Origin of the sequence: Pseudomonas cuatrocienegasensis (assembly GCF_900110925.1) — a bacterium.
Taxonomy (GTDB): Bacteria; Pseudomonadota; Gammaproteobacteria; order Pseudomonadales; family Pseudomonadaceae; genus Aquipseudomonas; species Aquipseudomonas cuatrocienegasensis.
Genome location: NZ_FOFP01000007.1, coordinates 110,493 through 134,374, shown reverse-complemented (window position 1 = coordinate 134,374; position 23,882 = coordinate 110,493). Strand labels below are relative to the sequence as shown.

24 protein-coding genes are annotated in these 23,882 nt (G+C 61.1%); 8 read left to right on the top strand and 16 right to left on the bottom strand.

Going from position 1 to position 23,882, the window contains the following annotated elements; all coding sequences use genetic code 11:
• Positions 1 to 258: 258 nt before the first annotated feature.
• The 9 genes from BMW49_RS11835 to BMW49_RS11795 form a co-directional block, all read right to left on the bottom strand.
• Positions 259 to 960 (bottom strand): type 1 glutamine amidotransferase, encoded by a 702-nt coding sequence (locus BMW49_RS11835; protein ID WP_069519964.1) that lies wholly within the window; start codon positions 958 to 960, stop codon positions 259 to 261.
• Between the two features lie 291 nt (positions 961 to 1,251).
• Positions 1,252 to 1,590: a DMT family transporter gene (locus BMW49_RS11830; protein ID WP_069519963.1), complete on the bottom strand. Its 339-nt coding sequence runs from the start codon at positions 1,588 to 1,590 to the stop codon at positions 1,252 to 1,254.
• Positions 1,591 to 1,651: 61 nt separating this feature from the next.
• Positions 1,652 to 2,782 (bottom strand): aminomethyl transferase family protein, encoded by a 1,131-nt coding sequence (locus BMW49_RS11825; RefSeq protein WP_069519962.1) that lies wholly within the window; start codon positions 2,780 to 2,782, stop codon positions 1,652 to 1,654.
• A 51-nt stretch (positions 2,783 to 2,833) separates the two neighbouring features.
• A complete protein-coding gene (locus BMW49_RS11820) occupies positions 2,834 to 3,862 on the bottom strand; it encodes a heme-dependent oxidative N-demethylase family protein (RefSeq protein ID WP_069519961.1) in 1,029 nt (342 codons plus the stop codon).
• 57 nt (positions 3,863 to 3,919) lie between these two features.
• A complete protein-coding gene (locus BMW49_RS11815) occupies positions 3,920 to 4,864 on the bottom strand; it encodes a PDR/VanB family oxidoreductase (RefSeq protein ID WP_069519960.1) in 945 nt (314 codons plus the stop codon).
• Complete coding sequence (locus BMW49_RS11810) at positions 4,861 to 5,406, bottom strand: dimethylamine monooxygenase subunit DmmA family protein (protein WP_083251787.1); 546 nt, start codon at positions 5,404 to 5,406, stop codon at positions 4,861 to 4,863. The genes BMW49_RS11815 and BMW49_RS11810 overlap by 4 nt, the downstream gene beginning before the upstream one ends.
• A 426-nt stretch (positions 5,407 to 5,832) precedes the next feature.
• Positions 5,833 to 7,077 carry a dicarboxylate/amino acid:cation symporter gene (locus tag BMW49_RS11805; protein WP_069519959.1) on the bottom strand — a complete coding sequence of 415 codons (1,245 nt, stop codon included), beginning with the start codon at positions 7,075 to 7,077 and terminating at the stop codon, positions 5,833 to 5,835.
• A gap of 148 nt (positions 7,078 to 7,225) precedes the next feature.
• Positions 7,226 to 8,434, bottom strand: coding sequence for an aminotransferase class I/II-fold pyridoxal phosphate-dependent enzyme (locus BMW49_RS11800; protein ID WP_069519958.1), 1,209 nt, complete (start codon positions 8,432 to 8,434; stop codon positions 7,226 to 7,228).
• Positions 8,431 to 9,108 carry an RraA family protein gene (locus BMW49_RS11795; protein ID WP_371850882.1) on the bottom strand — a complete coding sequence of 226 codons (678 nt, stop codon included), beginning with the start codon at positions 9,106 to 9,108 and terminating at the stop codon, positions 8,431 to 8,433. Before BMW49_RS11795 ends, BMW49_RS11800 begins: the two co-directional genes overlap by 4 nt.
• 118 nt (positions 9,109 to 9,226) lie before the next feature.
• On the opposite strand from BMW49_RS11795, the gene BMW49_RS11790 reads away from it, so the two are divergent.
• Positions 9,227 to 10,135, top strand: coding sequence for a LysR family transcriptional regulator (locus BMW49_RS11790; protein ID WP_069519956.1), 909 nt, complete (start codon positions 9,227 to 9,229; stop codon positions 10,133 to 10,135).
• Positions 10,136 to 10,213: 78 nt separating this feature from the next.
• On the opposite strand, the gene BMW49_RS11785 is transcribed toward BMW49_RS11790, so the two are convergent.
• On the bottom strand, positions 10,214 to 10,693 hold the full coding sequence (locus tag BMW49_RS11785) for a hypothetical protein (RefSeq protein ID WP_069519955.1): 480 nt from the start codon (positions 10,691 to 10,693) through the stop codon (positions 10,214 to 10,216).
• 328 nt (positions 10,694 to 11,021) lie between these two features.
• On the opposite strand from BMW49_RS11785, the gene BMW49_RS11780 reads away from it, so the two are divergent.
• Positions 11,022 to 12,212 (top strand): GGDEF domain-containing protein, encoded by a 1,191-nt coding sequence (locus tag BMW49_RS11780; protein WP_069519954.1) that lies wholly within the window; start codon positions 11,022 to 11,024, stop codon positions 12,210 to 12,212.
• Positions 12,213 to 12,394: 182 nt separating this feature from the next.
• Positions 12,395 to 13,144, top strand: a complete 750-nt coding sequence (locus BMW49_RS11775; protein ID WP_069519953.1) for a substrate-binding periplasmic protein — start codon at positions 12,395 to 12,397, stop codon at positions 13,142 to 13,144.
• 300 nt (positions 13,145 to 13,444) lie between these two features.
• Here the strand turns inward: BMW49_RS11775 and BMW49_RS11770 are convergent, their stop codons facing one another.
• The 4 genes from BMW49_RS11770 to glnT all read right to left on the bottom strand — a co-directional run bounded on the left by BMW49_RS11770 (position 13,445) and on the right by glnT (position 17,970).
• Positions 13,445 to 14,770, bottom strand: coding sequence for an FMN-binding glutamate synthase family protein (locus tag BMW49_RS11770; protein ID WP_069519952.1), 1,326 nt, complete (start codon positions 14,768 to 14,770; stop codon positions 13,445 to 13,447).
• A 107-nt stretch (positions 14,771 to 14,877) separates the two neighbouring features.
• Positions 14,878 to 15,561, bottom strand: coding sequence for a GltB/FmdC/FwdC-like GXGXG domain-containing protein (locus tag BMW49_RS11765; protein WP_069519951.1), 684 nt, complete (start codon positions 15,559 to 15,561; stop codon positions 14,878 to 14,880).
• Positions 15,562 to 15,601: 40 nt separating this feature from the next.
• Positions 15,602 to 16,510, bottom strand: a complete 909-nt coding sequence (locus BMW49_RS11760; RefSeq protein WP_069519950.1) for a class II glutamine amidotransferase — start codon at positions 16,508 to 16,510, stop codon at positions 15,602 to 15,604.
• 125 nt (positions 16,511 to 16,635) lie between these two features.
• Positions 16,636 to 17,970 (bottom strand): type III glutamate--ammonia ligase, encoded by a 1,335-nt coding sequence (glnT, locus tag BMW49_RS11755; RefSeq protein WP_069519949.1) that lies wholly within the window; start codon positions 17,968 to 17,970, stop codon positions 16,636 to 16,638.
• Between the two features lie 244 nt (positions 17,971 to 18,214).
• Here glnT and BMW49_RS11750 point away from each other — a divergent pair, with 244 nt between their 5' ends.
• The 4 genes from BMW49_RS11750 to BMW49_RS11735 all read left to right on the top strand — a co-directional run bounded on the left by BMW49_RS11750 (position 18,215) and on the right by BMW49_RS11735 (position 20,390).
• Positions 18,215 to 18,814, top strand: a complete 600-nt coding sequence (locus BMW49_RS11750) for a helix-turn-helix domain-containing protein (protein WP_069519948.1) — start codon at positions 18,215 to 18,217, stop codon at positions 18,812 to 18,814.
• Between the two features lie 232 nt (positions 18,815 to 19,046).
• A complete protein-coding gene (locus tag BMW49_RS11745; protein ID WP_069519947.1) occupies positions 19,047 to 19,340 on the top strand; it encodes a hypothetical protein in 294 nt (97 codons plus the stop codon).
• Between the two features lie 525 nt (positions 19,341 to 19,865).
• Positions 19,866 to 20,099: a Phd-YefM gene (locus BMW49_RS11740; RefSeq protein WP_083251791.1), complete on the top strand. Its 234-nt coding sequence runs from the start codon at positions 19,866 to 19,868 to the stop codon at positions 20,097 to 20,099.
• A 6-nt stretch (positions 20,100 to 20,105) separates the two neighbouring features.
• The gene (locus tag BMW49_RS11735) at positions 20,106 to 20,390 is read left to right on the top strand and encodes a type II toxin-antitoxin system RelE family toxin (protein WP_069519945.1); all 285 of its coding nucleotides are present in this window, start codon (positions 20,106 to 20,108) and stop codon (positions 20,388 to 20,390) included.
• Positions 20,391 to 20,585: 195 nt separating this feature from the next.
• Here BMW49_RS11735 and BMW49_RS11730 read toward each other — a convergent pair whose 3' ends face one another.
• On the bottom strand, positions 20,586 to 21,335 hold the full coding sequence (locus tag BMW49_RS11730) for an IclR family transcriptional regulator (protein ID WP_069519944.1): 750 nt from the start codon (positions 21,333 to 21,335) through the stop codon (positions 20,586 to 20,588).
• A 41-nt stretch (positions 21,336 to 21,376) separates the two neighbouring features.
• Here BMW49_RS11730 and BMW49_RS11725 point away from each other — a divergent pair, with 41 nt between their 5' ends.
• Positions 21,377 to 22,750 (top strand): NAD(P)/FAD-dependent oxidoreductase, encoded by a 1,374-nt coding sequence (locus BMW49_RS11725; RefSeq protein WP_208600966.1) that lies wholly within the window; start codon positions 21,377 to 21,379, stop codon positions 22,748 to 22,750.
• Between the two features lie 233 nt (positions 22,751 to 22,983).
• Here BMW49_RS11725 and BMW49_RS11720 read toward each other — a convergent pair whose 3' ends face one another.
• Positions 22,984 to 23,862, bottom strand: a complete 879-nt coding sequence (locus tag BMW49_RS11720) for an SDR family oxidoreductase (protein ID WP_069519987.1) — start codon at positions 23,860 to 23,862, stop codon at positions 22,984 to 22,986.
• Between the last annotated feature and the right edge of the window lie 20 nt (positions 23,863 to 23,882).

Here is a 23,882-nt window from a genome sequence, read left to right as displayed (position 1 = left end):
TTCAACCCAGGCAGCACGTTGCCTGGGTTGAACTCAGCGATATCAGGAGCGCTGTTTAGCAGCGCAATTACGCAGAGCAAAAACTTCGCCGCGAGGCGCGACTCCCACAGAAAATGGCCTCCACCGGTTTAACCGGTAGCCTGGGTTGAGCGCAGCGATACCCGGAAACGATATTGCGAGTACCAAGAGACGCGCCTACACCGCGCCATCAGCCCCCGCTACGGATCCGAACGGCAAACACCTTGCCCGCCCCCAGCATCAGAGCGCGGCCCTATCCCCAACCAGATAATCCAGCAACCGAGCAATCAGTGCATTGCCCGGCACGTAGGTCGCAGGCGTGGCGGCGAGCTGTTCAGGGGTTTGCACCCAGGTACCAGGCTGTAGCTCAGCAGCACATTCAGCGAGCAACTCAGCGACTATTGCCGGGGTCATTTCCGGGTGGCACTGCAAGCCGATCACCCGTCGGCCAAGCTGGAATGCCTGATGCCGACAGGCCTGACTGGAAGCCAACAAGGTGGCACCTGTCGGCAGCGCAAAGGTTTCGCCGTGCCAGTGCAGCAGCTCGATGTGCTCCGGAAAAGCAAAACAGTCCCCCGCCAGTCCATCCGTCCGCCACACCGGGAACCAGCCAATTTCCGCCTCGGCATTCGGGTATACCGACGCACCCAGCGCGCTGGCAATCAACTGCGCCCCCAGGCACACACCCAACACCGCCACACCGGCGTCCATGGCCTCGCGCAGAAAGGCTTTCTCGGCGATCAACCAGGGCAGCGCCGCCTCGTCGTTGACGCTCATTGGCCCGCCCATAACGATGATCAGGTCGCAATCGGCAACCTTGGGCAATTGCGCATCGGCCTGAAAAAAGCGCGTATAGCTCAGCTTGGCGCCGCGCTCGGCACACCAGTCGGCCATGCTGCCGATATCCTCGAATGGTACGTGTTGCAGCACCTGTACCCGCATCGCACACTCCTTAGGGTCTGTTGCCGTTTCATCGCGAGCCGCGTTGCCGCGAAAAATCTCGCCAGGCTAGGCGAAGGACGCAGGTAATGGTTGTTCCCTTGCCAAGTCCTTCAACAACGCATGGCGAGATTTTGCGCGCAACCTAGGCGGCCCCACCCGAAGGGCCGGGCCCGTTTTAGCGCGATGCTGCGTTTCTCGATGGCTCATTTAGCCAGCTAAACTTCGCATCTCGTGCCTTGCCTCGCGCTAAAACTGGCTCCGGCGCGGCCGTGAATGAAATGGCAACAGACCCTAGACATTGCCCGGAGTCGCCAGCTTGAGGCCGACGATACCGGCGATGATCATCACCAGACACAAGCTGCGTACCAGGCCCAGGGTCTCGCCCATAAACAGCGTAGCGTAGGCCACGGTGCCAAGGGTGCCGATGCCCACCCATACCGCATAGGCCAGGCCCAGGGGCAGCACACGCACCGACAGGCTGAGCAGGTAGATGCTCAGCAGCAGAAAGAAGCCGCAGTACAAACTCGGCCACAGCCGTGTAAAACCATCGGTACGCGGGATGATCGAGGCGTAGAACACCTCGCAGATACCTGCCAGCAGCAGAAAACCCCAGCCATTCAACCAGGCCACGTTGTTACTCCTTATGGCTTTATATCGTGCAGGCGCTCGGTCTCAGCAGAAAGCGAACGGCTCAGCCCTTGGCGGTGCGTTTTTTCTTTTCCGGGTCATCGAACGGCAGCGTGTGGGCGATGGCGCTGACCGCCAGGCTGCCCTTGACCTTGAGCTTCACGCCCTGCTCGGCGTAGGGCACGTCCATCCGCGCGATGGCCATGGACTTGCCGGTCAGCCGCGAGTACACGCCACAGGTGAGCACGCCCACCTGTTTGCCGTCGGCCCACAGGGTGTCGCCGCCGGCTGCGGCCTGCTCGCCTTCAAGTAGCACACCGAAGATCTTGAAACGCTCGCGGCCCTTGAGCCGGTAGTGCTCGCGGGCACCGCGAAACTCCTGCTTGCCCGGCGATACGGTGAAGTCCAGGCCCAGCTCCCAGAGGGTGTCGCCGGCCGGTTCGTCGGCAAAGGGGTACATCTCGGAATTGTCGTAGGGAAAGAACAGCAGGTAGCTCTCCACCCGCAGCCAGTCCAGTGCGGTGAAAGCGCAGGGGATGATGCCCAGAGCCTTGCCCTGGTCGAGAATGCTGTCCCAGATCAGCGGCGCGTCGGCAGCCTTGCAGAAGATCTCGTAGCCGCGCTCGCCGGTGTAGCCGGTGCGCGAGATCATTACCGGGCGGTCGAACAACTTGGTCTGCAGGTGATGAAAGTACGCCAGGTCGCGGATGCCCGGCACGTGCTCGGCGAGAAAGTCCACCGCCAGCGGGCCTTGCAACGACAGGTCATGCAGGTCGTCATCGAACAGCACCGCCACCTGGCGGCCCTGGGCCGAGCGCAGCAGCGATTCGTACCCAGTGCCGGAGCCGTGCACCACCATAAAGGCGTTGGGGCCGGTGCGGTAAACGATGCAGTCATCGATAAATTTGCCGGCCTCGTTGAGGATGCAGGCGTAAACGCTCTTGCCCGGATACAGCTTGCCGATGTCGCGGGTGGTGGCGTAGTCCAGCAGGCTTTCGGCATGGGGGCCGACGTAGTGGACCTTCTTCAGCCCGGAGACGTCCATAAGCCCGGCATGGGTGCGGATCGCCTCGTGCTGGTCAGCCAGATCGCTGGTATAGGTCCAGGCGGTGCCCATGCCGCTCCAGTCTTCGAGGTTCGAGCCCAGTGCACGGTGACGTTCGGCAAGGGCGGAAATGCGCCAGGAATTGGCCATGGGGATACTCCTCTTGATAATGCGGTTGGCCTGCAGGCAGGCGGTATGGGTTCAGGCCGCGCAGGCCTGGGGGTCGAACTGACGCAACCAGTCCACTACGGTCTGGCGGTAGCGGGTCAGGCCTTTGTAGTCGGCGATCTCATCTGGCAGGTCGCGCAGCACGCGGTGCAGACGGCAGGCCCAGGCCGGGTTGCTGGCCAATTCTTCGAGGCTGATCAGGTAGGTACGGATGCCGAACAGCAGCGCATTGCTGCGCGGCAGGCGCGGCATGAACTGCAACTCAACGCGCAGGTGCACCAGGCTGGCGACATTTTCGGCGGTGACCTCGCCGCGCTCGTGGCCCCACTCGTGGAAGGTCTCCGAGGAGGTATCCAGGCGCGGGTTGATGGTCATGGTCCAGTTGAGCCGGCGCACCGGGTGACCGACCTGGATATTCACCAGGTACTTCAGCGCCCGCTCGAACACCCCGAGCTGGTGTGCCACGCCCGGCACTGGCGCGTGCCACTGTTTAAAGCTCATACCGGCATCGAACTTGAGTGACCAGTCCGCCGGGCAGGTGACCATGCCGGCGTCCATAAACAGATCGCCATCACGCTGGTCGAGCAAGGCGAAATCGCCCTGGGCCTGGCGGGTGATGTACTCCAGCGGCTCGCACGGCAAGGTGCTGGCATCACCAAAGGTAAAACGCTGCTCAATGCCCAACGGACGGTTGCTCCACAGCCACTGGGCGCCCTCGCGCTGCAGGGCGAAGTGTTCCGGGTAATCGGCGGCCAGGTGTTCCATCAGCATTTCCAGGGTGTCCCAGGCGGCCTGGGCCATGTGTGGCATCACCAGACAGCGGTCCGGGTCCCTCTCCAGCACGCGGGCGCGCTCGGCCATCTCGGAAACGTAGTGCTCGTCGATATCGAACCAGTGGGCGAACACCGAACCCGGCTCACGCGGCGTGGCCGGCTCCAGGTTGACCGAGTACATGTAGCTGTCTTCGGGGAACGGAAAGGGGAAACGGGCGATGGCCTCGGGACTGTTGCGAAAGGTGAAGTCGTCTCGGTAGGTTTCCAGCGCTTTCATCACAACGGACATGACTCTCTCCTGTAGGGTGCGCCGTGCGCACCATTGCCAATCGGTGGGACACACGCCCTACAAATCGAGTAGCAGCGGGCCAGAGCAGCCACCGCGGGAAACACAGGGCATCAACACATGGCTACGCTGTTGCTCATCGAGATAGTGATCGCGGTGCTCGACCTCGCCACCCAGGTAGCCCGTGGCGCACTGCCCGCAGACCCCGCCGCGACAGAGATTCGGTACCTCGACACCGGCGGCTTCCAGGGCCTCCAGCAAACTGTGGTCGCCGGCGACAGCGATGCGCTGGCCGCTGCGCGTCAGCTCGGCGGTAAACGGCAGGCCCGGCTCGGGCGCGGCAAAAGCTTCCCAATGCAGGCGCCCAGCCGACCAGCCGAGCGCAGCGGCGCGGGCGCGCAGATCATCCAGCAGGCGTTGCGGGCCGCAGATATACAGATGACTGCCGAGTGGTTTGCCCGTAAGCAAGTTGGCGCAATCCAGGCGCTGCCCGGCTGCTGCGTCATAACCGTGGAAGCGCGCGCCGAGCCGCGCCTGCAGCTCGGCCGTGTAGGCATCGGTCAGGCCGCTGCGGTAGGCGTAATGCAGCTCGAAAGACGCGCCCTGGGCCTCCAGCTCGGCGAGGTACGCCATAAAGGGGGTGATGCCAATGCCGCCAGCCACCAGAATGTGATGACGCGCCAGCGAATGCAGGGGGAACAGGTTGCTTGGCACGCCGATCTGCAGGCGGTCGCCCACCTGCACCTGCTCGTGCAAGTATCGCGAGCCGCCGCGCGACGCCTCCTGCAAGCGCACGGCAATGCGGTAAACGCCCGAGTCGCGGGGGTCGCCCAACAATGAATAGGCATTACGCAGGGTCCGCTCGGCCAGGGGCAAGACCACCTGCACATGGCTACCCGAGGAAAACCCCGGCAGCCGACCGTTAACGGCCGCGAAGGTAAATTCGCGCACCACCGGCGTCAGTTGGCGTACTGCCGCGACCTGTACTTCCAGCAGCGCACTCATGGCTGTACCACCGTGGCAAAGGGACGGTCCGGGTCGATGCACACGCCCATATAGGCACCCAGACGTTGGGAAAAATGCTCACGCACCAACAGCCGAACGCCGCAGTGGCTACAGCTGCTTTCAGTCTCCGCGCCAATCTCCTGCAGGCGGGTGCAATGCACGCAATACAAGCGCCGGCGCGCGCCCTGGCGGAACAGTTCGATCTCATCGCCGAGCAAACCAGCCTGCCGCGCCACACGATGCACCTGCCAGACAAACACCTCGTCACCGATCGCCTGCACACAGGTACCGGCCTGGGCCTGGTCGAGCAGCGCGTGCAAGCGCAGGTACAGGGCCTCGCTGCTGGGCAGCTGCTCATGCTCGACAGCTGCCGACAACTCGCCGCCCAGGCTCAACAGCAGAGTCGGCGCCAGGTGGTCGAGCAACGTTGTGGCCAGGGCCGCATCCTGCGCCACCAACACACGGTAAAGCGCCGGCCTGCGGTTGGGCACCGTGGCGTAGCGAGGTGTACTGAACATCGGCTCAGCGCTGGGCGCGGTCATGGCGAGTGCCTCCCTGGTGTGCGCGAACGAGAAAGTGGCGTTCCATTAAATTCTTATCAGGAACTTTTTGTTCTCTTTAGGAAAGCATGGACCATGCCATTTCAAGCACTCGCCCATTCCCTGGGGGCGTGCAAAGCCAGCGGCTGAGAGGGCGAAAAAACTGCACAAAGGCAGGGCAACATGCGCCACCAGGGCGCAAAGGGAGGGAGAGTGAAGCGCGGGTTTTAAGGGTGAAAAGTAGGTGGCTGTATGCGCAGCGCGCAGATTGAGCGAAACGGTACCCGGGGTAAGCATTCCCGGGCATGGCGTTGCTCAACCTAGCGACCGACTGCCGTGGTCGATCCAACCAAGGCCGGCGTTCAACAGTGTCAGGGGCTATTCCCGCTTCGTTCGCGGCTGCGATGAAACGGGAACAAATACCTAGCTCTATTGCGTGACAGCTGCCTGGTTTGGCTCAGTTGAAACGGGCACGCCTTCCGGGCAATGAATCAGCCCCTCACTCTTGGCGACCAACAAGGCGCCGACAACATCACCGGTCACATTGAGGGAGGTATGCCCCATATCGATCACACGGTAGATGCCCGCGATCACACCAACGAGCTCGAACGGCAACCCCATGATCTGCAGCATCAAGGTGCCCATTACGATGCCTCCGCCGGGAATCCCCGGCGCCGCCATGGCCAGAAGCGTACCGACCATAACGACGTTGACCATCTGCCCCATGCTCAGCTCAACACCGTAAAACCGCGCAGCAAATACAGCCAAAACCGACAAGTAGACTGCCGCTCCCATCAAATTGATGGTCGCGCCCAGTGGTAGCATAAAAGAGGTTATCCAACTGGGAACCTGCAAGTCCTCATTAGTCACCTTCATGCTCATCGGCAAGGTCGCGGCACTACTCGTAGTGGACAGGGTAACCATCCAGACCTTGCCGAGACTTTTAAGCAAGTACAGAGGACTTATCTTGGTGTATGCCACAACGACCACCAAGGTAATGAGCAATACGATCAATACGCCTATCCAGTCCGCCAAAATAAACTGACCGACTTGACTGAATATTTCCAGACCGTAATTACCCATCGAAAACGCCATCAGTGCGAACACGCCATAGGGCGACACCGCCATGACCATGTCTAATAACTTCATGATGACGTTGGATGCCTGATCGCACAGTGTCTTGATGGCGCTGGCTTTATCCCCAAGCAATACCATGGCAACACCCACCAGCACCGCGATCAGGATGACCTGTATGACGCTTCCTTTAGCCATTGAATCCAAGATATTGGAGGGAATCATGCTGAGCAAAAACTGCCCGATGGTGGGCACCTCACTGGCAGACGCAACCGAAACGCCGGCAGTCGAGAACTCAGCACCTGGCTGCAGCACGTTCGCGACTATTAAGCCAACGATGCCTGCACACACGGTCATCACGGTATAGATAACCAAGGTCTTCCCACCGACCCGCTTTAGCTTGCCCACATCCCCCATATTCGCAATGCCAGCCGCCACGCTGAAAAACACAATAGGGATGATCAGCATCTGAATGGCGCGGATAAATGCATCGCCAAGTGGCTTGAGTGCCACCCCCCATTCAGGCGCGACCAAGCCGAACAACATGCCGGTGGTAAAGCCTATGAATATCTTTGTAGAGAGACCAAAAGAAATCTTCATGCTTGCTCCTCAAATCGAGGAAGCAACGCATTTAACAAGCGGGTATTTGAGCCCTTCATTTTCGTGCCCCTTCTATTGAAATTATCGTTTTAGGCAGATCATCAATGAGTCGTTCCATGACTCTATTCAGCTTGGTTTTATAATGAAGTCAGCTCAACTTCCGACACGCCGCCGCAATTTTTCGGCAGCCGTCTTCAATAATCTCGACAGGGCTTGCAAAAGACAGGCGCAAGTAGGGAGACATGCCATAAGCGTCGCCGCTGACAGTGGCAACATTTGCTTCTTGCAACAGATACGTCGTCAGGTCGGCATCGCTCGCTATCGTTTGGCCCTGCGGCGTCTGCTTGCCTAACAAACCACTGACATTGACGAAGAGGTAAAACGCACCTTGTGGTGGCGTGCAACGGAGGCCGTCAATATCACTGAGGGCAGCCAGCATTGCCTCTCGGCGCTGAACATAGACCTTGTGCATCTCTCTGACGGGGGTCTGGTCACCCGCAAAGGCAGCAACCGCCGCCGCCTGGCTTACCGAGCTCGGGCAGGTTGTGGTTTGCGAGATCAGCTTGCCAATGGCCTGGATCAGGACGCTGGGCCCTGCGGCAAAACCGATGCGCCACCCGGTCATGGCATAGCCCTTTGAGGCGCCATTGATGATGAGGGTGCGCGATTTGAGATCGGGTGCGACATTTACAATTGAAAGGTGCTGCGCACCCTCATAAACAAAGTGTTCGTAGATCTCGTCAGACAGGATCAGAACATGCGGGTGGCGACGCAGAACTTCAGCCAACCCTAAAAGCTCTTCCCTGCTGTAAACGGCGCCTGAGGGATTGTTAGGCGTATTGAGAATGACCCATTTGCTATTTGGCGTAATGGCCCCTTCCAGTGCCTGTGGGGTCAACTTGAAGCCATTGCCCTCATCACCAGGGATGACCACCGGCTTGGCATCGTTCAGGCGCGCGATGTCGGGATAGGACACCCAGTAAGGGGCATGCACTATCACCTCATCCAGCGGGTTTAGCGTGGCGGCCAGCGCGTGGTAGATAAGCGGTTTGCCACCGCTCCCGGCAATCACCTCATCCAGCGTGTAGGCCAGGTCGTTATCGCGGGAAAGCTTGGTCACAATCGCGTTGCGTAAATGCAGGGTTCCGCGCGTGTCGGTGTAATGGGTCTCGCCATTGGCCATGGCATCAGCGGCGGCCTGGAGGACATGTGCCGGCGTGTCGAAGTCCGGCTCGCCGATGGTGAAGTTAATGATGTCCCGCCCTTGAGCGCGCAACTCAGTGACCAGCGCATTAGCCGCAACACTTGGCGACGGCTGAATGGTCAGCAGGCGGGCGGAAAGATACTGGGCACTCATTGCTGATTACCCTGGGCAAGACCGTGCTTATCGAGCACCGCGTCCATCCAGGACTGGCGAGGATTTCCAGTGGCGATTTCAGCCTTGATGCGCTCTTCATGCAGCGCATGCTTACGCGCAGCCTCAAGAAGCGCTTCGGCATGCTCTTGGCCAAATGCCAGCAAGCCATCCTCGTCGCCAACCATGATGTCGCCAGGATTGACCAGCATCCCAGCAATGCTGACCGGCACGTTGATTTCGCCAGGACCGGTTTTATAGGGGCCGCAATGGACGACATCCAGGGCATAACAGGGCGTACGTTCAAAACTGGCGACATCGCGAATCGCACCGTTCACAACGAAGCCCGCGCATCCTCGTTGCTGTGCATAAAGCTTGATTAACTCACCGATTACCGCGTTGCGTGTATCGCCCTGTGCGTCGATCACCAGCACATGCCCTGGCTGGATCATGGACATCGCTTTATAGATAAAGAGGTTGTCACCTGGACGCGTTTTGACCGTGAGCGCAGTTCCTACAAGCTTGCCCGTCTGGTTGTAGCGCTTGAGCCCACGGGCTCCGATATGACGGCCCAGGCTGTCGCTCAGGTGAGGGGTGACAACGTCACGGAACGCATCGATCAGGTGCTGGGGGGCAGGACTAACGCAGGTTTGGATTCTCAGACCAGGCAACATTATTTTTAATCTCCGGGTGGGCTTCGCTGGTTTACAGCCCGATCTTAGGAGGTGATTAAAATTATTTTTAGCGATATTTTACGATCCAATCAGACCTCTTTTTTTCATATGGAATCGTATCGTGATCACTTTCAAGCAACTGGAAGCGCTCTACTGGATAGCGGAGATGGGCAGCTTTGAAACGGCTGCAAACAAGCTGCACATGTCTCAATCCGCCATTTCAAAGCGGATCCAGGAGCTGGAAGAATCGTTCGACGTGGAGCTGTTTGATCGCTCGAAACGCCAGGCGCGGTTAACCGAAAAGGGATTCGAGCTACTCGACGATGCTAAAAGCCTGCTCGAAAGCCGGGACGCATTGGTCGAGCGGATCAGCTCGAACGAGGTACTGGTCAAGCACTTTCGCATCGGTGTAACCGAGCTGACGGCAATGACCTGGCTTCCCGCGTTGGTGGGAGGGATTCGACAAACGTATCCAAAGGTTCATATCGAACCTTCAGTGGAGCTAAGCACCCAGCTGTTCCGGAAACTGCAAGATGACCAGTTGGATCTGATCATCGTGCCGGATGTCTACGAAGACGTCCGCTTTGTCGCGACGCCGCTGAAAACAGTCGAAAACGCCTGGATGTGTGCGCCTCATTTAGCGCCCCACACATCGGCCATGCGCCTGCAAGATTTAGGTGCCTACACCGTTCTGACGCAAGGTTCCAGTTCCGGGACCGGGGTGGTGTATGAACGCTGGCTATCGAGCCACAACGTGTATCTCCCGCGAACGCTGAGCAGTGACAATTTGCTGGTCCAGGTAGGGTTGACACTGTCGGGGATCGGCATCAGCTATCTGCCCAAACAATGCCTTTCCCATCTCGTGGATCTAGGCATGCTCAAGACCATTTCGACTACGCCGGGGCTGCCGCATATACGTTATGCCGCGCTCTATAGAAGCGACCGGCAAAAAGGCCTCAACCGGCATGTGGCAGAACTGGCCAGCGCAGTCTGCGATTTCTCGACCCTGCTGTTGAATCGGGCCAGCTGAGTCACAGTTGCATTCGACGCAACGAGCGCTTTGTGCAGGTATGCACCAACGAGCCGACAGTGGCTGCCTGGCGTGTGGTTAAACGCGCGCGTTTTTCTTCTGCAGGATCATCGACGCCTGGTTGTAGGCAGCCTGGAAGGCCTCACCACCGATCCATGCCACAGCCGTGTCTTCATCTTCATTGTGCAAGAGCGCGCGGTAGGTGATCAGCAGGCCCATCATAAAGTCAGTTGCCGCCTCTTCTTCCTCCTCCGAGACCACCAGCTCCAACACCGGGTATTGCAGGAACACCACGCACATCGCCAGCAGGCTGATGCCTTCGCCGAACTTCATCGCCTGGAACAGATCGTCAAAGTCCGCCGGGTCGAAACCGTTTTCTTCGATGTCCTTGAAGTCGAAGGTGCTCAGATCGATTGCGACATCATCGAACGGCTCGTTGATCAACGGATTGGCCAACACCGGGTGCACCACATTGGCTTTGGGCTTGCCCGCACGGTTCTGCTTGGCCTTGGCTTTGGCTCGCTGGGCGCGCTTTTGCTGTTTATCTGGGGAGGCCATTGAGGCGGGTTCCTTGTGTGATGCAGCCATATTTATGGCCTAGGTGTTTGGTCCCGCGAAGTTTAGCCGGCTAAATGAGCAATCGAGAAACGCAGCATCGCGCTAAACCGGGCCAGGCCTACAGCCGCGTATCGGCTGAAGGGCAGGACGCACTAAAAACGACATGCCGAACAGCCCGCGGGCTAACGTCATGTATTTCAGGCATGCTTGCCTGGCCGCGCTGGCCAAAAGCAATCACCCCAGCCTGTACAGCCCACTATAAATGCCGCTGGTGCACCTTAACTGAGGTGTGCTGTTCGGCCCTGACGATCTAAAGGAACAAGGCTCGATGAGCGCCTTCGAATTGGACTCTGCGCCCGTACGGCAGTATGGCCGGAGCATTCCCGCGCACCTGCAGGCGCCGTTCAAGCGCTATGTGGAGCAGCATTACGGCGGTTTTTTGCTGGCGATCAACTTTATCGCGATGATCGCCTACGACCTCTACGTGTTCGCCGATGCGCTGCTGATCCCGGACATGGCCCTGGAGTCGCTGCTGCTACGTGGTGGCTTGAGCCTGATTGGGCTGGTCAATATCTACATCGTGTTTCGCCACAGCCGCAACGTGCTGCTGATGGACATGCTGATGCCCTTGCACGATATCGTCTCGACCATCGCCTGGTTCGAGCTGCTCAAACGCAGCAGCTCGCCGGATATCCACACCTTCCTGTATGCCTCGGTGGTGTTCATCATTCTCGCCAACCTGGGCGCGCGCTATTCGCTGCGCGGCATTGTGCTGTGCTCGCTGACGATCTCGGCGATCATCCTCTACAACGTGTCGCTGCTGCACGACGGCCAGAGCAAGCCGGTGCTGGTGTTTGCCATCGCCTACTTGCCGGTGCTGCTGTTCAGCCTGTTTATCAGCTGGACCAATATCAATGGCGTGCGCGTGGCGTTTCTCAATGACCTGGAGAAAAAGCGCCAGCGCGACGAACTGGCCGAGCTGAACCTGCGTCTGGAAACGCTGGCCAGCACCGATGCGCTGACCGACGTCGGTAATCGCCGCGCCTTTGACCTGAGCCTGGAGAAACACTGGAATCAGATGCGCCTGGATGGCCGGCACTTTTCACTGCTGTTGGTGGATATCGACTACTTCAAACCCTTCAACGACCACTACGGCCACCTGGCCGGTGATCAGTGCTTGCGTAAGGTCGCAAGCTGCATGGGCAATAGCGTGCGCAACGGTCAGGGGCAGTTGTTCCGCTACGGCGGTGAAGAGTTCGTGATCCTGCTGCATATCGAGCATGACGACGAATTGAGTGCGCTCGCAGAGCGGCTGCGCGAACAGGTCGCCAGCCTCGGTATCGAGCACCTGCACCGCCCCGACACCTTGCGCCATTTGACCATCAGCCTGGGCGCGATCACCTCCGCCACACCCGGGCTGCTGCATGCTCATGACCTGCTCGCGCAGTGTGACCGCCTGCTCTACCAGGCCAAACAGCAAGGCCGTAACCGTATTTGCCTAGGTGAGCACACCCACTGAGACTCACGGGCTTGAGCATGGGCCGGTTCGGCCGCCAAACGGCCCTGCAAGCTTGCCGTAGATCGCGACATGACCCATTTAGCCCTGTTTAAAAAGTTAGGTGCGTGTCAGCAACTATGCTTGTCTTGCATGTTCGACCCTATTCGTTTTTAAAACAGCGCACAGCCCATCAGGCAGAACACGTGAAATTTTCGACGCTTGCTGCAGCACTGATCTGCCTACTGCTCGGTACTTTTGCCAGGGCCGAGGAGTATCAGGTAGTTACCGAAGAGTGGGCGCCATACAACTACCATGAGAACCACCAGCTTACGGGCATGACCACCGAAATCGTTCGGGCCATCATGGCGCTGACTGGGGATGACTTCGAGATGGTGCTACTGCCGAGTATGCGAGCCACCCGTGCACTGCAGACCCGGCCCAAGACCATCATGTACTCCATGTTCCGCACCGCCGAGCGCGAACCGTTATACAAGTGGGTTGGGCCCATCGTCGAAGAGTCCATTTACCCTTATCAGTTGGCCAGCGCGGCGCAGCCCGTACATTCCCTGGAACAACTGCTGCACGTCCCGCGAATCACCACGCGGCATGCCGGCCTGGTGCCCGATATGCTGCAGTCGCTGGGCCTCAATAACATCGATAGAAGTGCCACCGCGAACCATCAGCTCTATCGCATGCTCATGGCTGGGCGCACCGATATCATCATTGGCGATACCGATGCGGGGGTGGCCTATTACAGCCGCCAGTTGAACATCGCCCCTGGCACGCTGCGCAAAATCCCTATCGAGATCTACCGCGCCTCGCTGTACATCGCCTTTAGCCGCGACAGTGACGACGAACTGATAAGCGACTGGGCCCGTGCGCTGCACCAATTGCGCCTTTCAGGTGAACTGGAGCGCATCCAGCGTCGTTACACGCAGCCCGCTGCCCCGTAAATCCGCAACTTGCGGAGGCTGTTGGCTATGTCCCAATTGACTGTTGCATTCGCCTGCAGACCGTAGGAGCGCCGCCCACGGCGCGAAGCTTGTGGGCTATCTGATAGACCGCTGAATGGCTGCTATTCGCCGCGAGGCGCGGCTCCTACGAGAAGCCGCGGCGCCGTGCAACACCGAACTGAGACATAGACTTCTTGTTAGGGTCTGTTGTATGCCTGAGTCGGTGCGAAACGACGCGATTATCGCGAATAAATTCGCTCCTACAGCGCGGGGCAGCAGCCACCTGAGCACATAGCCCGCTCAGTACTGCAGCTGCCCCGGCACCCAGTTGGTGCCGGCCAGGGGCACGCGGGCCATGGCGGCGGCTTCCACGGTCAGGGCGACCAGGTCCTCGGGGTCGAGGTTGTGCAGGTGCGATTTGCCGCAGGCGCGGGCCATGGTCTGCGCTTCCAGCACTAGCACGCGCAGGTAGTTGGCCAGGCGCCGGCCACCGGCGACCGGGTCGAGGCGCTTGGCCAGTTCCGGGTCCTGGGTGGTGATACCGGCCGGGTCGCGGCCGTTCTGCCAGTCGTCGTAGAAGCCGGCGGCCGAGCCGATCTTCTTCAGTTCCTCGTCCAGGCTCGGGTGGTTGTCGCCCAGGGCAATCAGCGCGGCGGTGCCGATGGCCACCGCATCAGCGCCCATGGCCATGGCCTTGGCCACGTCGGCGCCGGTGCGAATGCCGCCAGAGACGATCAGTTGCACCTTGCGGTGCATGTCCATCTCCTGCAGAGCCTGCACCGCTTGCGGGATGGCCGAGAGAATCGGGATGCCGACATGCTCGATAAACACTTCCTGGGTGGCTGCGGTACCGCCCTGCATGCCGTCGAGGACGATCACGTCGGCGCCGGCCTTCACCGCCAGTTTGACGTCGTAGTACGGGCGGCTGGCGCCGATTTTCACGTAGATGGGTTTTTCCCAGTCGGTGATCTCGCGCAGCTCGGCGATCTTGATCGCCAGATCGTCCGGGCCGGTCCAGTCCGGGTGGCGGCAGGCGCTGCGCTGGTCGACGCCAATCGGCAGGGTGCGCATGCCGGCCACGCGCTCGGTGACCTTCATGCCCAGCAGCATGCCGCCGCCACCGGGCTTGGCGCCCTGGCCGAGAACGATCTCGATGGCATCGGCCTTGCGTAGGTCATCCGGGTTCATGCCGTAACGCGAGGGCAGATACTGGTAGACCAGGTGCTGCGACTGGCCGCGCTCTTCTGGGGTCATGCCGCCGTCGCCGGTGGTGGTGCTGGTACCGGCGATGGTCGCGCCGCGACCGAGGGCTTCCTTGGCTTGGGCCGAGAGTGCGCCGAAGCTCATGCCGGCGATGGTCACCGGAATGTTCAGGTGGATCGGCTTCTTGGCGAAGCGGTTGCCGAGTATGACATCGGTGCCGCACTTCTCGCGGTAGCCCTCCAACGGGTAGCGCGACATGGAGGCGCCGAGTAGCAGCAAGTCATCGAAGTGCGGCAGCTTGCGCTTCGTGCCGCCGCCACGGATGTCGTAGATGCCGGTTTCTGCGGCACGCTGGATTTCCTGAATGCTCAGGCGGTCGAAGGTGGCGGACTCGCGCAGTACCGGGGTGATTTTTTCGCTCATTGCACATTCCTCGTCGAAGCAGTGGTGCGCACAGCCTAGGCGGCCCCGCGCACCCTACGGGCGTCGGTAATCGGTAGGGTGCGCCGTGCGCACCGGGCGGTGCTTGATCAGTACGCCGAAGCGTTGTCGACCTTGAAGTTGTACAGCTGACGGGCCGAGCCGTAGCGCTTGAAGGCGCTGGGGTCTTGGTCGAAGCCGGCGCGGTTGAGCAGCTCGGCGAGTTCTTCCAGGTGCTCGGCGCGCATCTCCTTCTCGATGCAGTCCGAGCCCAGGGACTTGACCGTGCCTTTGACGTAGATGCGCGTCTCGTAGAGCGAGTCGCCCAGGGCGTCGCCGGCATCACCGCAGACCACCAGCCGGCCGGCCTGGCCCATAAAGCAGCTCATATGGCCGATATTGCCGCCGACCACGATGTCCACGCCTTTCATCGAAATCCCGCAACGTGCGCCGGCATCGCCCTCGATTACCAGCAGGCCGCCATGGGCGGTGGCGCCGGCTGCCTGGGAGGCGCTGCCGCGCACACGCACCTGGCCGCTCATCATGTTCTCGGCCACGCCGACACCGACGTTGCCGTGCACGGTGACACAGGCTTTCTGGTTCATGCCAGCGCAGTAGTAGCCGGCGTGGCCTTCGATATCGATGCTCAGGGCTTCACTCAGGCCCACGGCCAAATTGTGCTTGCCGCCGCTGTTGGTCACCCGCCACTCCCGCTCTTCGAGCGTCTTGGCCTGGTCGTGCAGGGCCTGGTTGAGGTCGCGCACGCTGGCGCTGGCAAGGTCGATGGTCTTCATGGGGTGTTCTCCGAATTCGTAGAGTCGTGCGCGGGGCGGCTCAGGCAGCGCGTGGACGTTCCCAGATATACAAGGTGGCCGGCTCCGGCTCCCAGACCCGGGCCTTGTCGATACCCGGCAGACTGGACAGCGCCTGGTATTCCGAGGCCATGGCCACGTAGTCATCGGTCTCGGCAAGGATTGCCGGCTTGCAGGCGATCGGGTCGCGGATCACCGCAAAGCCGTCGCGGGTGCCGATGGCGAAGGTGAAGAAACCGTCGAGGTCGCCCAACGAGTGGTCGAGCGCTTCCTTCAGCGAATCGCCTTCGCGCAGGCGCCAGGTCAGGTAGCCGGCGGCCACTTCGGTGTCGTTGTCGGTCTCGAACGCGATGCCGTGACGGCGCAGTTCCTGGCGCAGACGGAAGTGGTTGGACAGCGAGCCGTTGTGCACCAGGCACAGGTCCTGGCCGGTGGAGAACGGGTGGCTGCCTTCCATGGTCACCGCGCTTTCGGTGGCCATGCGGGTGTGGCCAATGATGTGGCTACCTTGCATGGTGGCCAGGGAGAAGCGCTCGGAAATGTCCTTGGGCAAGCCCATGCCCTTGAGGATCTCGATGCTCTGGCCAACGCTCATCACCCGCACCTCGGGCGCCAGTTCGGCCAGCACGGCGCGCACTGCCGCCTCTTCGGCGTTGGTCTTGAGCACTGCGGCGCTGGCGTTTTGAAACCAGTCCAGCGAGCAGCCCAGGCAGCCTTCCAGCGCCCCCATCAGGGCCTGGTAATCGACCTCGGCGGCAGTGCTCTGCAGGGTCAGTTTGATCCAGCCATCCTTCACTTCGTCACCGTAGATGGCAAATCCGGCGCTGTCCGGGCCACGGTCGGTCATGGCCAGCAACATGGGCTCGAATAGCGCGCCGAGCTGGGACTCCAGCGCCGGGTTCTTCAGGTACAGGCCTACGATTCCACACATAAAAGCAGTCCTCACTTCGTTCGCCAGCTACACGCTTCAAGCGGCAAGCTGACCGAGTTGATACGGATGTCGTGCAAGGCTTCGCACCGCAGTCGCTTGCGGTTTGAAGCGTGCGGCTGGGTGCTTCAAAAAAATTCGGTGTAGCGCTCGATCTCCCAGTCGGAGACGTGGCGGCTGTACTCGACCCACTCCATGCGCTTGAGCTTGATGAACTCGTCGACCACCTCCTTGCCCAGCACCTCGCGGAACAGCGGGTCGGCTTCGAGGGCATCGCAGGCTTCCTTGAGCGACTGCGGCAGGGTGTCGATGCCACGCGCGGCGATCTCGTCCAGGCTGAGGGTGTAGAGGTTCTCGTTGCAGGCCTTGCCCGGATCGAGCTGACGGTCGATGCCGTCGAGACCGGCGGCGATGATCGCTGCGCTGACCAGGTACGGGTTGCAGCCGGCATCCGGCAGGCGGAACTCGATGCGCCCGTAGGGGATGCGCAGCATCGCCGAGCGATTGTTGTCGCCATAGGCGATAAACGCCGGCGCCCAGGTCGCCCCGGACAGCGAGCGGCCCACCACCAGGCGCTTGTAGGAGTTCACCGTGGGCGCGGCGAAGGCACACAGCGCCGGGCCGTGGGCCAACAGACCGGCGAGGAAGTGATAGGCCATTTTCGACAGGCCCATGCCGCTGGGGTCGCTGGCGTCATGGAACAGATTCTTGTTGCTCGCGCTAGCAATCGACAGGTGGAAGTGCATGCCATTGCCGGCGCGTTTGGGGTCCGGCTTGGGCATAAAGGAGCAGATCATGCCCAGGTCGTTGGCGATCTCACCGGCGGCCATGCGGAAGAAGGTGAAGCGGTCCGCCGACTCCATGGCATCGCTGTAGGTGTAGTTGATCTCGAACTGGCCACAGGCGTCTTCATGGTCGATCTGGTAGATGTCGAAGCCGACCGGTTGCAGCGATTCGGTGAGTTTTTCCAGAAAGGCCCGCGAACGCGACAGGCCCTTGTAGTCGTAGCAGGGCTTTTCCAGCTTGTCGCTGCCATCCACCGGGCACAGCTTGCCGTTGGCATCGCGGCGGAACAGGCTGAACTCGGGCTCCAGCCCTGTATTGAGGGTCCAGCCACGCTCGCTCAGGCGCGCCACCTGCTGTTGCAGCACATAACGCGTGTCATAGGGCCAGGGCTGGCCATTGACGTGACCGACGCACACCACCCGGCCGTAACCCGGCTGCCAGGGCACCGGCATCAGCGTGGCCAGGTCGCCGCGCGCCATAAAGTCCGGGCCGTGGGGCTCCATGCCCATGCCCCAGATGGCGAACCCGGCAAAACCGGCGCCCTCCTCGGCCACGGTATGCAGACCCGAGACCGGCACCGACTTGGTCTTGGCGGCACCGTGGATATCGACGAATTGGGCCAGTACGTACTTGATGCCGTGCTGGTCGATGATCTTCTGGGTTTCGCTGGGCAACATGGGTATCAGCCTCCGGTTGTGCCGCCATATATTCCAATCAGGAATTTTAATTTCCTAAAGAGAAATGCAAGCAGCTTGCCAACCTGGCTCAGCCGGACCGAAAGGCCGCAAAGCCCCGGCATTCTTCTATCTGCTCAGGAAAGATGCTTTCATAGGAGGAAAGTCCCGCTCGGTACACGCACCGAAGCAATGCAATGCGCACATTCCTGGTGCGAATTTTTTATTCATGAAAGCATGGATACCCATGACGACGACCACACCTACCACGCCCCGCCTCAAGCTCGAACAGTACCTGGGCATGCAGATCCGTCGGCAGCGCCAGGCGCAGGAACTGAAGATCACCGACGTCGCGCGCATCGCCGGCATCAGCCAGGGCATGCTCAGCAAGATCGAGAACGCCCAGGTCTCCACCAGCCTCGACACCCTCAGCCGCCTGTGCGACGTGCTCGGCATGCCGATGTCCAAGCTGTTCAGCCAATACGACCAGCAAGGCGGCAGCGCGCTGTTGGTCAAGGCCGGCGAAGGCCTGGAAGTGGTGCGCCGCGGCACCGAAAAAGGCCACACCTACCGCCTGCTCAACCACACCCGTGGGCCGAAGAAAAGCTTCGAGGCCTATATGGTCAGCATGGACGACGCCAGCGAAGAATTCCCAACCTTCGCCCACCCCGGCACCGAATTCCTCCACCTGCTCGAAGGCGAACTGATCTACCGCCACGGCAACCAGCTCTACCCGATGCAAGCCGGCGACAGCCTGACCTTCGACGGCGAAGTCCCGCACGGCCCGGAGAAACTGGTGCAAGTGCCAATACGACTGTTGTCGATCATGAACTACGGGGCGGATTGATCGCGCTCTGCTGGTATTCACAGCCGATTTTGCATGTGTGTGTGTAGGAGCGAAGGGGGCGCCTAGCCTTTATTCGCGATGGGGTCGCGAGCTTAGCGAAGACAGGCTGGGTATTTTCTTCGCGCCGGCAAGAACGCAATAGCTCCCACAGAGATAGCCAAATACAATCCCCCCAAAAATTGCCTAGCACAGGCACCGATCCTCGATAGCCTGCTGCCCATCAGGAATCAACATGAACAAAGCGACATGGACGCCGCTGGAGAAGTATTTAGCGGGCTTTTGGCTACTCGGTGCAGCAGCCCTGAGCATCTGGATCGTTACCCATGCCAATGCGGCACCCTTGAGCAACTTGCTGCAGGGTTTTGGCCTGCTCGCGTTGCTTATTAGCTGGTCAATGAGCCCGACCTTCTTCCTACAACCGTTGAAAGGCAGCCTGAAGCGCCTACTACCAAAGGCATTGCTTCCTGGCCTGGGGGCACTTTGCGCATTGCAAGTCGCGTCATTGCTCGTCGAACATTGGGCATAACCGCTAACAGCCTAATCCTCGGACTTATCCAACCGCAGCACCGTGCGCGAATGTTGATGGGCAGCGCTCCGCATTTATGATGGCGGCGAGCCTTACCAGCAGCAGCGAGAGGCCGTGAAATAGCTGCAGACATCCGTGCCTGGGATTGGCTACTGCGCAGCCACTCACCGAACAAAGTGCAGCGCATAGAAGCCTACTTCAGTGGCCACGGCTACGAGCCCCATAGGCATGACACCTATGCCAATTCCAACTATTCAGGACCGGTGACTATCGGCCAAAACGGAAATTCTGCCCAATAAATAAATCCGTCCCCTTTTCCCTTCCCCAGAAACTACCACCGTAAAGGTGACCAGCACCCGATGAATGCGGGTTGATTTACGCATTATTATGCGTAATATAAAACACACCAATGCAGGAGTGAGCGCTGCGCCTCATCCCCGCACCCCAACCGGAGTAGCGCAGCAACGAGGTCAAACCATGATGGGATTACTAACCAGAGCTGAGCAGGCAGTGTCTGCTACGGCAATGGCGAGGTCCTTCGGAGCGAAATTGAAGGAGATCAGCAGTGGGCTCACCACTCACCTGGTCATCTTCAAGGACAATGAGCCAGCTGCAGTGCTTATCGGCGTCGAAGCCTTTCAAGCAATGCAGGACGAACTCGAAGACCTGCGTGCCGATAACCTTGCCGCCGTGCGCCTAAGCAGCCTGAAAGATAATGCAACGGTGAGTTTCGAAGACATGGAAGCTCGCTTCAGGTAAAGCGCAATGAGTTGGACAGTTCAGTTTCACGATGAAGTAGACGGGGACTTTAGGCAGCTCGGCAACGCCGAAACGCAGAGAGTTCTTAAAGTGATCAAAGAGCGCATTATTAACGGAGAGCCGGACAAGATCGGCAAACCGCTTCGAGGCGCTCTGGCCGGCTGCCGCCGGATACGGACAGGCGACGTTCGTATCGTCTACCGCATTGAGGGCACCAAGGTGGTCGTGGTGCTGTGCGTAGGCCCCCGTCGAGATGACGAGGTATACGACACGGTCACTGGCCGAGTCTGACCCTGACCCCGCTTCGGCGGGGCTTTTCTTTACTGCTGTCCAACAGCCCCTCCATCGGAGCCGACTGAGTTTTGTCGTGCGCGTAATTCAAGTGGACACCATGATCTGCTACCTCAGCGGCAGATCCGTAAAACAACTCATTGCAGATTTATAGCCGAAGCATCCTTTGGTAAGTGACCGCTTCTGGCTACCCAGCTACCCGCGAACCAACCTCCGCGCCCCCTCCTTCATCGCCTCGGCCAGCGCCTGCCGCCTTGCCTCGGTCATACGCGGGCGAGCCAGAGCACAACTAAGTGCCCCGAGCGGCTGGCCGTCGGCATCGAGGATCGGCACGGCCAGGCCGGTGTAACCCGGTAGGCGTTTGTCGACCAGGCCGCTGGCGTAGCCCAGGCGTTTTACGCTGGGCAGGCTGGCGCTGATCTGTGCGACATCGAGGCCGTAGTCGAGGCGTAGGGTCGCTGCGTTATGGCTGAGTATGTCGTTGCGCGCGGGGCGCCCGAGCCAGGCCAGCAGCACTTGCGAGGCCTGGCCGACGCCCATGGGGATGCGCCCGCCCACCGCGCCGCTGTAACTCTGCACCGGCAGTACGCCGGCCAGCATATCCAGGCAGAGCACCTGATAACCGTCCGCCACCAGCAGGAAGAAGCTGTCGCCAAAGCGCTGTGCCAGGCGCAGCAGCACCGGCCGCGCATGTTCGCGCAGGGCGCTGGCGTTGCCGGCCTGGGCGCCGAGGGCGAACAGTTCGTAGCCCAGCACATAGCGCCCGCGCTGCGCCGCCGGGCGCACGAAACCCTGGCGGCGCAGGTACTGCAGCAGGCGATAGGCTGTGGCCTGCGAGCAATCGGCCGAGGTACGCAGCTCGTCCAGGCTGGCGCCCTGCTGGCCGGCTGCGGCGATAACGCGCAATAGCAGGAACGCCCGTTCCAGGCTCTGGGTGCCACTCATGGCATTTCTCACATGTTGATAAAAGAAGGCTGGCGAGATGGATGCAAATTGCACGCCTCGCCGGCCAGGGCATGCTCGCCATTACTTTCGGTGCGCACAGCGCACCCTACCGGAGGCTGGGCATGTACCCGCAGATTGAACAGGTGGTCAGCGACAAGCTACCGGCAAGCACTGAGGTGGCGATCATTGGTGGCGGCATTATCGGCGTCAGCACGGCCTACTGGCTGGCCCGCCGCGGTATTGCGGTAACGCTGCTGGAGAAGGGCCTGATCGGCGCCGAGCAGTCGTCACGCAACTGGGGCTGGTGCCGCAGCATGGGCCGCGACCTGGCGGAGATTCCCCTGGCCCTGGCCAGCCTGCGCCTGTGGGATGGCTGGCAGGCGGAGCTGGGCGAAGACCTGGGTTTTCGCCGCAGCGGCGTGCTCTACGCCTGCGAAACACCACGCCAGTTGCAGCAGCAGGTCGACTGGCTGGCGGCGGCGAGTGGCTATGGCATGCAGGCGCGTGCGCTGGAAGGCGCTGACCTGCTGCGGGTGATGCCCGAGGGTGCGGCTGCGGGCTGGGCCGGCGCCTTGCACACACCGAGCGATGGCCGCGCCGAGCCGCAAGCTGCCAGTGCGGTGATTGCCCGCGCCGCGCAACGCCTCGGTGCACGGATTGTCAGCAACTGCGCGGTGCGCGGGCTGGATATCGAGGGCGGGCGGGTACGTGGGCTGTACAGCGAGCAGGGCCGATTGGGTTGCAGCACGGTGGTGCTGGCCGGCGGAGCCTGGTCGACGCTGTTCTGCGCCAACCTCGGCCTGCGCCTGCCGCAATTGAAGGTGGTGGCCTCGGTGTTGCGCACTGCGCCCATGCCTGGCGGCCCGGAGCTGGCGGTAGGTGCCAGCAATTATGCCTTTCGCAAGCGCGCTGACGGCGGCTATACCATCGCCCAGCGCAACGCCAACCTGGCGCCGATTACGCCGGACAGTTTTCGTTATCTGGGCGATTTTTTGCCGGCGCTGGGCAAGCAGTTCCGTGAAGTGCGCGTGCGCCTGGACCGGCGGTTTATCGAGGAGCTGCGCCAACCCCGGCGCTGGGATATGGACGCGCAAAGCCCGTTCGAACGTTGCCGGGTGCTTGACCCACAGCCGTCCCCCGCCATCCTCACCGAGGCCCGCGAGGCACTGGCCAAGGCCTTCCCGTTTTTCCGCGCCATGCCGGTGACACAGAGCTGGGCCGGGGTGATGGATGTGACCCCGGACGCCATTCCGGTGATTGGCCCGGTCGAAGCGCTGCCGGGGTTGTTTCTCTCCACCGGCTACTCCGGCCACGGCTTCGGCATCGCCCCTGGCGCCGGCCACTTGATGGCCGACCTGATCGACGGCAGCACGCCACTGGTGGACCCCAGCCCCTTTGCCTATTCGCGGTTGTAAACGCCAGCCGCGCGATGGTGGCCATTCAGCAAGATCGGCGCTGCGCCTGCCATTCGCCGCGGGGCGCGACTCCCACAATAAGTGGCGCATCAAATGTCGGCCAATGTCAGCCGGCGTGGGAGGGGTTTTAGCCGCGACACTAGCCGCTAACCCGTTAAACCCGCGAGAAAATGGATGCCTGGACATCTTTTCCCGGGTATCGCTACGCTCAACCCAGGCTACCGGTTGTGGGCTCAGCCCGTGGCCAGCGCCGCGGCAACGGCATCGGCCAACGGCGTGGTCGGCCGGCCGATCAGGCGGCTGAGGGTTTTGCTGGCGTCGAACAGCGCGCCCTCGGCCGCCTTGGCGTCGCTCTCGGCGAGCAGTTCGGCAATCGCCTCCGGCAGGCCGACGCTGATTAACGCCGCCTTGTAATCCGCCTGTGGCAGATTCTGATAGCTCACCGGTTTGCCGCTCTGCCGGGCGATTTCGGCGGCGTACTCGGCCAGTGTATGACCCACATCCCCCGCCAGCTCATAGACCTTATTGGCATGCTGCGCCGGCGCGTCGGCCAGCACCACGGCAGCGGCCTCGGCATAGTCCTCACGGGTTGCCGTGCACAGACGTCCATCGCCCGCAGCGCCCAGCACCACGCCGTGCTCAAGCGCTGCGCCGATGCCGGCGGTGTAGTTTTCGCTGTACCAACCATTGCGCAATAACACGTAGGGTACGCCCGCAGCGCGGATGATGGACTCGGTTTGCCGATGCTCGGGGGCCAGGTCCATTGGGCTGGTGTCGGCGTGCAGCAGGCTGGTGTAGGCAAGCAGCTTCACCCCGGTAGCCACAGCGGCGTCCACCACGTTGCGATGCTGGGCGACGCGCTGGCCAATCTCGCTGGAGGAAATCAGCAGCAGCTTGTCGACGCCGACCAGGGCACTGGCCAGCGCAACCGGATTGCCATAGTCAGCCACCCGCAGCTCGACGCCCTGCTCGGCCAGATCGCGCCCGGCCTCGGCGTTGCGCACAATGCCAACGATCTGTGCACGCGGCGCCCGGCGCAACAGCGCAGTGATCACCAAGCGGCCCAGTTGCCCTGTTGCCCCGGTTACCGCAAGCGTTTCGCCAGTTGTCATGATCATTCACCTCATGGACT